General features: G+C 46.9%; 7 protein-coding genes. 5 read left to right on the top strand and 2 right to left on the bottom strand.

The window, feature by feature from the left end:
* Nucleotides 1-90: 90 nt before the first annotated feature.
* Nucleotides 91-2430, bottom strand: a complete 2340-nt coding sequence (gene ybiO / locus ACEN2G_RS13395) for a mechanosensitive channel protein (RefSeq protein ID WP_442022371.1) — start codon at nucleotides 2428-2430, stop codon at nucleotides 91-93.
* 566 nt (nucleotides 2431-2996) lie between these two features.
* Between ybiO and ACEN2G_RS13390 the strand changes: the two genes are divergently transcribed.
* The 3 genes from ACEN2G_RS13390 to ACEN2G_RS13380 all read left to right on the top strand — a co-directional run bounded on the left by ACEN2G_RS13390 (nucleotide 2997) and on the right by ACEN2G_RS13380 (nucleotide 5638).
* A complete protein-coding gene (locus tag ACEN2G_RS13390; RefSeq protein WP_442022369.1) occupies nucleotides 2997-4607 on the top strand; it encodes a flavin monoamine oxidase family protein in 1611 nt (536 codons plus the stop codon).
* Nucleotides 4608-4618: 11 nt separating this feature from the next.
* Nucleotides 4619-5020, top strand: coding sequence for a c-type cytochrome (locus tag ACEN2G_RS13385; RefSeq protein WP_442022367.1), 402 nt, complete (start codon nucleotides 4619-4621; stop codon nucleotides 5018-5020).
* 105 nt (nucleotides 5021-5125) lie between these two features.
* Complete coding sequence (locus ACEN2G_RS13380) at nucleotides 5126-5638, top strand: RidA family protein (RefSeq protein WP_442022365.1); 513 nt, start codon at nucleotides 5126-5128, stop codon at nucleotides 5636-5638.
* A gap of 270 nt (nucleotides 5639-5908) precedes the next feature.
* Here ACEN2G_RS13380 and ACEN2G_RS13375 read toward each other — a convergent pair whose 3' ends face one another.
* Complete coding sequence (locus tag ACEN2G_RS13375) at nucleotides 5909-6901, bottom strand: integron integrase (RefSeq protein ID WP_442022363.1); 993 nt, start codon at nucleotides 6899-6901, stop codon at nucleotides 5909-5911.
* A gap of 502 nt (nucleotides 6902-7403) precedes the next feature.
* On the opposite strand from ACEN2G_RS13375, the gene ACEN2G_RS13370 reads away from it, so the two are divergent.
* Together ACEN2G_RS13370 and ACEN2G_RS13365 are read left to right on the top strand one after the other, a co-directional pair.
* A complete protein-coding gene (locus tag ACEN2G_RS13370; RefSeq protein ID WP_442022361.1) occupies nucleotides 7404-8858 on the top strand; it encodes a hypothetical protein in 1455 nt (484 codons plus the stop codon).
* A gap of 147 nt (nucleotides 8859-9005) precedes the next feature.
* Complete coding sequence (locus tag ACEN2G_RS13365; protein ID WP_442022359.1) at nucleotides 9006-9248, top strand: hypothetical protein; 243 nt, start codon at nucleotides 9006-9008, stop codon at nucleotides 9246-9248.
* Nucleotides 9249-9873 lie beyond the last annotated feature (625 nt).

Here is a 9873-nt window from a genome sequence, read left to right as displayed (position 1 = left end):
GCGTCCGTGAGTTCCGTGTTCTTCCGTGGCAAAAAATATTTTTTTCATTTCCACATCTGTTATACCGATCTACTTAGAAGTCGCTAATCGTTACTGATCTTTTTCATTAGGTGCATCTTGATGCACTGTGTCAGTTGCCTGAGTGGTTAGCTGGCGGCCTTGATGCGCCTCCAGAACCGCTACTTGCTCCATGATGGCCAGATTAGCGGCAGGTGCGGCGCCTGCCTTATCTACCCCAAAGTAAACCGTGCTGTGCGGAAAGGGGATCTCGATACCCGCTTGCTGAAAGTACTGCTTCACCAAGCGGTTATAAGCCCGCCCCACGGCCCACTGCATACCCGGCGTGGTTTTAATGCGCACCCGAATATTAACCGAGCTGTCGGCCAAGGCCACCACGCCTGACACTTCTAAGGGGGCCAGTATTTCGTGCTGCATAGATTCACTGGCGGCCAGCTCGTTATAGGCCAGTTCTAGCTGCGCGATGGCATCGTCAATACTTTCACGATAGGCCACGCGGTATTCGCCCACATGAAAACCAAAGTCGCGCATGTAGTTAGAGACCGTATCTACGCTGGAAAAAGGGATCAGATGATAGGTGCCGCTTAAGTCGCGAATACCCACAGAGCGAATGCTTAAGTGTTCGGCGGTGCCGGTAATACCCGCTAAGGTCACCACGTCTCCGGTATTCATGGCGTTTTCCACTTGAATAAACACCCCGGTAATGATGTCTTGCACCAGTTTTTGCGCGCCAAAACCAATGGCTAAGCCCAGCACCCCAGCACCGGCAATTAGCGGGCCTATGTTAATGCCGATTTGCGACAGCACTATCATAACGGTCATGGTGGCCAAGGTAATGGCCAATGCATTACGAAATAGCAGTAATAAGGTTTGTGCGCGGGCAGAAGGCTGGCCGGTGCCGGTTTCAGGGTTTAGCTTATGCTCGATTAAGCAGGCCAATAATACCCACAGCACGGCGGCCACCGCCAAAATAATGGCCACGGCTATGATCTTGCTCATTAGCTTGCCGCCGGCTTCTGACTCATACCAGAGGGTTAAGTCCACGCCATGCCACGCATGCAGGATCAAGAGTAGCGCCATGCTCACGATTAACACGCGCAAGAAGCGCAAGGCGGTAGGCACATAGCTATTAATGCGCGGCTCTAGCAAGGGCAACTTGCGGCGCAGTTCATCAGATAAGTGAATGTGGCGGCCTATGGTTTGGCTGAGCAGCGTCGATAACAAAATGGCCACCACGATTAACCCTAATGTTTTTAGGGTGGCGAAGAGCACGAAGGGCAGTGCCTCAGCAGGGCTCAGTAAGGTCAGTACAAATACGGTGGCAAAATAGCCCAGTGCGAGCCAATGCCAAGTGCGCGATAACAAAATCAGGCTGTATTGGCCGGCGGCTAGGCTACTTTGTTCTGCTTGTTGGCGAATGGCTAGGCGCAGGCGAAGACGATTTTTTAGAATAACCGTTACCGCACAGATAAAGGCCACTAGCATGATTACCGTATTCATAGCCTGCCCCAAAGCAGGCGAGATATTAATACTCAGCAAAGGCTCCAACACCAAGACGCCATAGCCTACAAAGCCCACCAGCCAAGCAAACCAGCGGTTCCAATAGCGTGCCTCATCGGCCGCTATGGGTAACAGACGCAGACCATCATAGCGAGAAGAAAACAGCACCCTTAAGCCGGCTTTGAGCAGCTCTATGATTAAAAAGGCATTTAAAAATAGCGAGCTTTGCGTGGTCAGCTCACCTGTGGTGCCAATCACAAAGGTCGCCATTACGCCACCTGCCGCATAGGCCAAGCCGATGGCTAGCACGTCCACCATGGCCGCTAACGCTACGCACACCACCAAGCGTAATACCGGCGTTTTACCTTCGCCGTGGCGAGACCAATCACTGAGCCGGGCAAAAATCGGCATGCTGAGCCGACGCAATAGCCAAAACAAAGCCCAAGTGGCCAATACCACTAAGCCGAGATTAATAGTCGCCGTTAAAAAATGGCTGCCATCAAATTTGGGCTGTTCGGCACTGTTATCACCGACAAACAAAGACTGCACCACCTTAGCTAAACTGTGAAATTGCTTGCCTAAGTCACCGGCGATATGGCGCGTGGTATCGGCTAATTGTTTAATTTTTGTGGGTGAGCTGGGCGTGTTTGCGGCTGTGCTGTTCTGGCTTGTGGAGCCAAGCTTGGCAACCGTTTCCGGTTGTGCTTGCCCAGACTGCTCAGATAATTGCTGCGCCGACAACAGGTGTAATTGCTCGATCAGCTGCAGTCGAGCTTGGTCATTTTCTAACATGTCCGCGAGCGCGCCATACGGCGTGGGTGAGGGCGTATCTGGATTTTGGGCATAAGCCATGTTTATGGCAGGAATACAAAGCAGCCAGAATAGCAGCGAGAGAATTTTCAATGTGTTCACCAGTGGCCTCCGAGTGGTGGTCAGCGTTATGGATGAGGAGAGATGCGTGCACTATTGCTTGCGTTTAATAAGCAATAGGCCGAGTTAGGGTAACACAGCATTTAACGGCATATTATTTATCAATGGCTTACTGACTAACAAAAGTTAAAAAATGCAACGTATACGAAGTGTTTAGTGGATGCCGAACGAATGACACCGCGCTTAGACACACTAGTGCGCAGGCGTATAGGCTAGCTGCATAGCAGCGTCTTAAGCTGAAATGTGATGATTGGAGCTATACAAATATTGTCTTGAACCAGATATTCAGTTTTTGTTAGCCCTGCAAGTAGCGCTCCTGCTTGAACCTATGTGTTGTGTTGGCAGGTCTCGATACTCATTGTTAACGGATGGTTTTTTGGGGGGGAAGAACATTATTTTTCGCTCTAATATTTAACCTACAGCAAACAAATTTGTAACTTTAGGTTAATACTTGCTGGAGGCAAGTCGTCATCAGGAGCAGGCGTACCGTATCACCTAACGCCTACAGAGCACCGCCTAATGTACCCATCCGTTGGAGATAGACCAATATGCAACTGACTCGAGGCGTAAGCAGACGCGCAGTATTAACTTGGATTGGCAAAACCGCAGGCGCCGCCGCCATGTATCAGGCGATGGCTAGCCTAGGTTATGCCAGTGAATCTAATTTCGATGAAAAAAATTACCAGCTCAAAGGCGAGGCACCTAAAGGATCCACGGTATTGATCTTAGGAGGCGGCTTGGCGGGCATGACGGCAGCATTTGAGATGCGCAAAGCCGGCTATCAGGTAAAGATACTGGAATATAATCAAAGGGCTGGCGGACGCTGTTGGACCTTGCGCGGAGGCGATAAATACACAGAATTAGGCGGTGCCAGCCAAGAGTGTAAATTCGACGAAGGCTTGTATATCAACCCAGGGCCGTGGCGTATTCCTTATCACCATTATGCGGTACTGCATTACTGCAAACAGTTTAACGTTAAGCTCGAAGTGTTTAGCCAAATTAACCATAACGCCTACGTACACAGCACTAAAGCCTTTGGTGGCAAGCCCAAGCGTTACCGCGAAGTGCACGCCGACTTTCAAGGCCACATTGCCGAATTATTGGCAAAATGCGTGAACCAAAAAGGCCTAGACGGTGCCATGACCAAAGAAGATACCGAGCGGCTATTACTGATCATGCGCCAATGGGGCTCGCTCAACGGTGACGATCAATACGTGAAATCGGTAGAAGCCAGCTTAATGCGCGGTTACGACGTTATGCCCGGTGGCGGCTTAATGCCCACCCAGCAGTACTCAGCACCCATGCCCCGTGGAGAGCTGCTTAACTCCAATCTTTGGCAGCATCTGCTGACCGGTAACGAGTTTGAATATCAAAGCACCATCTTCCAGCCCATAGGTGGCATGGATATGATTGCCAAGGCTTTTGAAAAAGAAGTGGGCAGCTTGATCCGCTACTCCAGCAAGGTCACCAAAATCCATCAAGACGATAAAGGCGTCACCGTCAGCTACGTAGACAGCCAAAACCCCGGCGATACCCTGACCGAATCGGCCGATTGGTGTGTGTGTACCATACCGCTGTCTATTCTTGGCCAAATACCGGCTAACTTTAGCGGCAAGCTGAGCAGCGCCATCCGTGCCGTGCCTTACGATACCAGTGTAAAAATAGGCCTGCAGTTTAAACGCCGTTTTTGGGAAGAAGACGAGCAAATTTATGGCGGCATCAGCTACACCGATATGCCGATAGAAATGATCAGTTACCCCAGTACCGACTATCACTCACCGGGTAAAGGCGTGCTGCTGGCCGGTTACTTGTGGGATGCGAATTCTTACGAATTTACCGCCATGTCACCGGAAATGCGCATTAAAAAAGCCCTCGAGTACGGCAGTAAAATTCACCCCCAATACATGGACGAGTTTGATAACGGCGTGGCTGTGGCGTGGCACCGCGTACCTTGGATTAATGGCTGTTATGGCCTGTGGACGCCCGAATCGCGCGAAGCCCACTATAAAAACTTATGTGAAATTGATAACCGTATCGTATTAGCCGGTGAGCACGCCTCTTATATTCCAGCTTGGATGGAAGGCGCCATATTATCGTCACTCGATGCCGTTAATCGCTTGCATGCTCACGCCCAAGCCGCTAAAAACACCCCAGCTTAAAGGAGTTAATGATGAAAAAGTTAACCACATTCGCTCTTATGCTAGCTGCCAGCTCAATGGTGAGTTTTGGGACGTTAGCCGGTACTCCTACCGTGTCTGAAAGCGGTCAGTTTGAACAAAAAACCGGTGAAGAGCTGTATAACAGCATTTGCCAAGGTTGCCACATGCCAGATGCTAAAGGCGTAAACACGGGGGCGGGTTTTTATCCGGCACTCGCAAACAACCCTAAGCTCAGCTCAGCCGGTTATCCTATCTATGTGCTAACCAACGGTTTTGGCGGCATGCCAAGCTTCAAGAGCTATCTGTCAGACGAACAAATTGCCGAAGTCGTCAACTATATACGTACCAATTTTGGTAACGACTACCCAGAAAAAGTCACCCTAGCAGACGTAAAAGCGGTGACTAAACGCTAAACCAAAGGGCGCCAAGCTAATGCTTGGTGCCGTAAATAGGGTGTTTAACTCAATATCTACCCATAACATTAATCCACAATAATGCTTAACCCTTAAGGAGTTTAAATGAGCGTACTTATTTCTGACTATAAAATGTCCGGTTTGGCCATGGGCCTCATGATGCTGGGTGTTGCAGGTTCAGCACAAGCAGCAGAAGGAGAGCTAGTTCGCCATAAACTCCCAAACTCTGACTTTCCTATCTCATTGGCGGTAGAGGTACCGGCCAATAAAACAGTGGTGCACTTAAGCGGCCAAGTCCCCACCGTTATTGACGAGCAAGCCGACCCTAACAGCTTAAAAGCCTATGGCACCATAGAACAACAAACCGTTTCTACATTAAAGGTAATAGAGAACACACTCGCATCCCTTAACCTCAGCATGAGTGATGTATACCGCATGCAGGTGTTTTTAGTAGCAGAAGAGGGCAAGGTCGACTTTGCTAGCTTTATGAAAGGCTACACCCAGTTTTTTGGTACTAAAGAGCAGCCTAATTTACCCGTGCGCTCAGCGGTAGAAGTGGCTGCATTGGTTAACCCCGGCTGGTTAATTGAAATAGAAGTGTCCGCCGTACGGCCTTAATCTATCTTGAACTGACGTAGATTTAATTTTATTGGCTCACAGCCGCCTTATGAAAATAAGGCGGCTTTTTATTGCCTAGCGCATGGGAAAACATATCGCTCTTATATTCTCAGCCGACTTTGCTTATAATCTGACAGCTTCATTTGAGATTTAAAATCTAGCTGAAAATAACAGCGGTAAATCAAGCCGCAAAGCAGGTGACAAAGGATAAGTTAAATCGAAAATGAGGCAATAGTCGCCTGCAAGGCTAGGCGGTAGCCAGCCTGCTCACTAAAAACCATCGTCGACAGGACTTCGCACACCGAATCCTCCTTTGCGTACCACATGGGTATAAATTTCTGTGGTACGCACATCGGCATGGCCAAGCAGTTTTTGGATGGTACGAATGTCGTACCCAGCCTCAAGTAACCGGGTAGCAAAGCTGTGACGCAGAGCGTGGCTGTTTGCCTGTTTGTAAATACCTGCTTTGCGAATGGCAGTGCCAATGGCTCGCTGAACGCCGCGATCTAATAAGTGGTGACGACGAACCACATTACTGCGTGGATCTATGGCCAACTTGCCCGCCGGAAACAGATATTGCCAAGCCGGCTCTCTGGCTGCGCTCTGATACTTGCGGTTCAGTGCAAATGGCATGTAGACCTCTCCATGGCCACTCGCCAAATCCTGCTTATGTTGTATCAGGCTGGCTTCAATTTGCAGAGCCAGTGGCCTTAGTAATGCGTCTGGGAGCAGGGTTACTCGGTCTTTATTGCCTTTACCACTGCGCACAATAATTTGCTGCATGCCAAAATCGATATCTTTTACTCTCAGTCTCAATGCTTCGTTAATCCGCAGACCAGAGCCGTACATTAAACGCGCCACCAGTTGCGGAGTGCCTTGCAGATGGCTTATTAGGGCTTTGACTTCATCATGCGTAAAAACGGTGGGCAGGCGCCGTGGTTTTCTTGCCAGTTCAAACGATAGCTCCTCCAGCGGTTGCCGAAGAAATTCCCGAAACAGAAAAACGATAGCATTCAGGGCGGTGCGCTGTGTGCTAACGCTGTTGTTGCGCTGTACCGCGAGATGAGAAAGAAACTGCTCTACCTCTTTTGTGGAGCAGGTAGAGGGATGGCGCATTCCATGAAAGCGAATAAACCGCTTAATCCAGTGGCAATAAGTTTGCTCGGTTTTGTAGGCTAGATTCCGGCTACGGATCAAAGAGCGCAGTTGATCCATAAAGCGAACAGGTTTGTCTGGCAGTTTTGGTGGTACATCCATAATCATGTTTGCAACCTCAGCACTGTTTTAATATACAGTAGTTTAGTTGCTCGCTGCGATAATTGCACAACCAGAGGCGGAGCTATACGATCATTGTCGTAAAACTTCATGATATTTGTTCTATAAAGCTTACAAGCTACTGAAAAATATGGAATAGTTGATATGCATTAAAAATGAATAAGCGAACAGTCACTTTGCGTGAAAGCGACATTTTATGCTTATTCTTCGAGGCGTTGTACTTATGGTGTCTCAAGCTGTTGATAAAAAAGAGAATTTTAATGATGGTGTCTATGCTTCAACGGAATAGAAGCGGTTGGCATAGATGTCATCGGTCGTTGAATTAGCTGTTATGTGATTGTGGTTAGGATTGGATATTTCCTCTAATGGCCAAAAAACAAACTACAAACGTAGATTGATTTAATCGGGAGGGCAGGCTCACAATACAGTATTTAATAGGTATCGATAATGATTGGATTTTAGAGGTGGTATGAGAGGCAAGGTGTTAGAAGTGAAACTAGAGTTGTCCCCAAAAGATTGGCTTTCTTGGAGTGATGAAGCATTCAATGAATGGAGAAGGGAGCATGATTTTCCTCGCATTGTGAACTTTCTTTTTGAGACTCTTCCATACTTTTCTATTTGGCTTTCAGAGCAAACTGGGTTAACAAGACAAGATTTGGTATTTCATGGACCAGCACGATTCATAAGGCTCTACGGAGAGCCAATGAAGTTTATTGAGCATGACGTAAGTTTACGCTTGGATAGCCATCCCCCCAAACCAATTTTACGTTACTGTTTCGAAAAGAAGGGTAAAAATCAATTTAGAAAGAAAAAGGTGACTAGACAGGTTGATTTTTGTAGCTACATTGATTGGGCTTATAAGAACAGGAATTGGGTATTTTACAAAAATCCATCAAGCATTGAAGATTTTGTTAGATGCCTAACTCCATCTGGAAGGTCTTGTAATACGTCGACTTTCATAAATAGCGATTCAAGTATTCAGTTCAATATTCCTTCTTTTATGCCCAGTGTCACTATCGACGAAATTCTTTCCAATACTAAGCAGAGGAGTGCTCCCCCAAGCCTTAAGTTGCTAAAATTAGGAGGTGGAGGTGTGACGGATGTTGATGGGGTTGTGGGTGAAAAAAACCTTGAATTTACCAATATTGATAATCTCACCCTCATTAATCCGATCATTACTAGCTTTCAGGATATTTCATTCTCTACGTTGCGAAATCTAAAAATTCATGGGCAAATTCATGCTGCAAAACTTCATCAATGTTCAATTGAGATTGATGTTAGTAACGGAGGTATTCTTGAATGCGACTTTGAGTATTGCGACTCAACGATTAGTTTAAATGAGTCAAAACTATTCCGCTCATCAATTCGTGAAAAGCATCTGAGATTAAAGCTGAAAGGTACCGAAGTTTCAGATTGTTGCTTTGAATACTTGGATATATGTGGTGGTTCTGCTGCAGAAAGAAGGAATTTCAATCAATCTGCAAAAATGACCTACTCTCATCTAGGTTACCCGGACCTTGCTGGTAAGCACTTCTATTTTGAGCAAAAGGAAAAGCGGAAAGAGTTATGGAAAACGTTCTCTTACATAGGTACTCGGGACGGAATAGTGAGGCGCTTATTCTCTCTGTTCGGTTTTATATGGATGACGTTTCAAGAGCTATATTGGGGGTATGGTGAGCGGCCATTTAATATAATTCTATTTTCATTATTTGCAGTTATAAGCTTCTCTTTATTTGGGTATTTTAATCAATCATCATCTACAGCTATGGATCTAGGTGATTCATTGATATTTTCCTTTCAGGCATTCACTAACATTACGATAAAGGATGTAAATCAAGTGTTTGACGTAATAAACCTGATAGGATCAATTATGTCATTTTTTGGTGTCATGTCAGTTGGCTTGCTGGTTGCGTCTCTTTCAGCGAAAACTAAAAACTATAATTAGGGGTATTAATACTCGTTCATACATTATAAAAATTGATGATGCCAAATGGAATTCGGACACATAACAAGTTGCTGCACTCGGAAAAATTACTCGCTGCGCTCCTAATTTTCCGGTGAGCAAGGCGTTATAAATCAAGGAGAGTGAGACATGGAAGAGTCCTTAAAAGCTGAACTTGAGAAGCATGGCGGAGATGACGTTACCGTTTCTTACGCGGACATCGCGAAAATATTTCCCAGTGATACCCCGCATCCTGACTCGTTTGAGTATAAGGTCATAGATGAAGACCGGTTATTATCTTGGGCAAAGGCTAACTCTTGGAAAGTTGAGAAAGTGCCGAATCAAGCTGTATTAAAGAGCAGCCCACCGATCAGGTTTACCCGGATCAAATGATTTATAACAAACCGCATCAGTACGCGGCCGATGGCCGCCGGACGCCACTGTCGTGGCGCCGCTGTGCTCAGCGTTATGAGTATCTATTCAGCTAGTTGTGAAGTCAGTTAGCAGAGTCTTTTGCAATCGAAGTCGGGGAGTAAAAAGGTAACCTCGTCATCGCTTGTCGGAGAACGGTGCAAGTATTTAGCTGTAGTGCTCAATATTCAAGATCTCAGCTGGGCACCTCGTTGAACATTCTGTGTGCTTCATTCAGTATTGGCTGCGGCAGGCCAACGCTTCATTTACTGCAGAGTCTGTAAGCGAATACTTTGTCTTACTTACAGCTCATAACAAGGCCAATCACAAACGCCAGCAAGCTGGCTGGACTCGCTGACGCTCGCCTGTGTTGGCGGCGTTATGAGTCAGCAATCTGCCAGTTACAGAGTCAATTTGTAGAGTTATCTTGGCGGAAGTATCGAAGTAAAAGGCAACATCGGCATCGGCTGTCGGAGCTCGTGCCAATGTATTCAGCTTTGGGCTTCAAGGTTTGAGATTTCTGTTGGGCAACTCGTTGAACACTCGGTGTGCTTCATTCAATATCGGCTGCGGCGGGACGAACGTTTCACCTGAAATCCTTGGAGTA

The organism is Oceanisphaera sp. W20_SRM_FM3, assembly GCF_052119705.1.
Classification (GTDB): Bacteria; Pseudomonadota; Gammaproteobacteria; order Enterobacterales; family Aeromonadaceae; genus Oceanimonas.
This window is presented reverse-complemented; position numbering and strand designations above follow the sequence as displayed.

Bases quoted from the DNA above. Each gene is read 5' to 3' on its own strand.
- ACEN2G_RS13390 (WP_442022369.1), top strand. From the start codon at position 2,997: ATGCAACTGACTCGAGGCGTAAGCAGACGCGCAGTATTAACTTGGATT.
- ACEN2G_RS13385 (WP_442022367.1), top strand. From the start codon at position 4,619: ATGAAAAAGTTAACCACATTCGCTCTTATGCTAGCTGCCAGCTCAATG.
- ACEN2G_RS13380 (WP_442022365.1), top strand. From the start codon at position 5,126: ATGAGCGTACTTATTTCTGACTATAAAATGTCCGGTTTGGCCATGGGC.
- ACEN2G_RS13375 (WP_442022363.1), bottom strand. From the start codon at position 6,901: ATGATTATGGATGTACCACCAAAACTGCCAGACAAACCTGTTCGCTTT.
- ACEN2G_RS13365 (WP_442022359.1), top strand. From the start codon at position 9,006: ATGGAAGAGTCCTTAAAAGCTGAACTTGAGAAGCATGGCGGAGATGAC.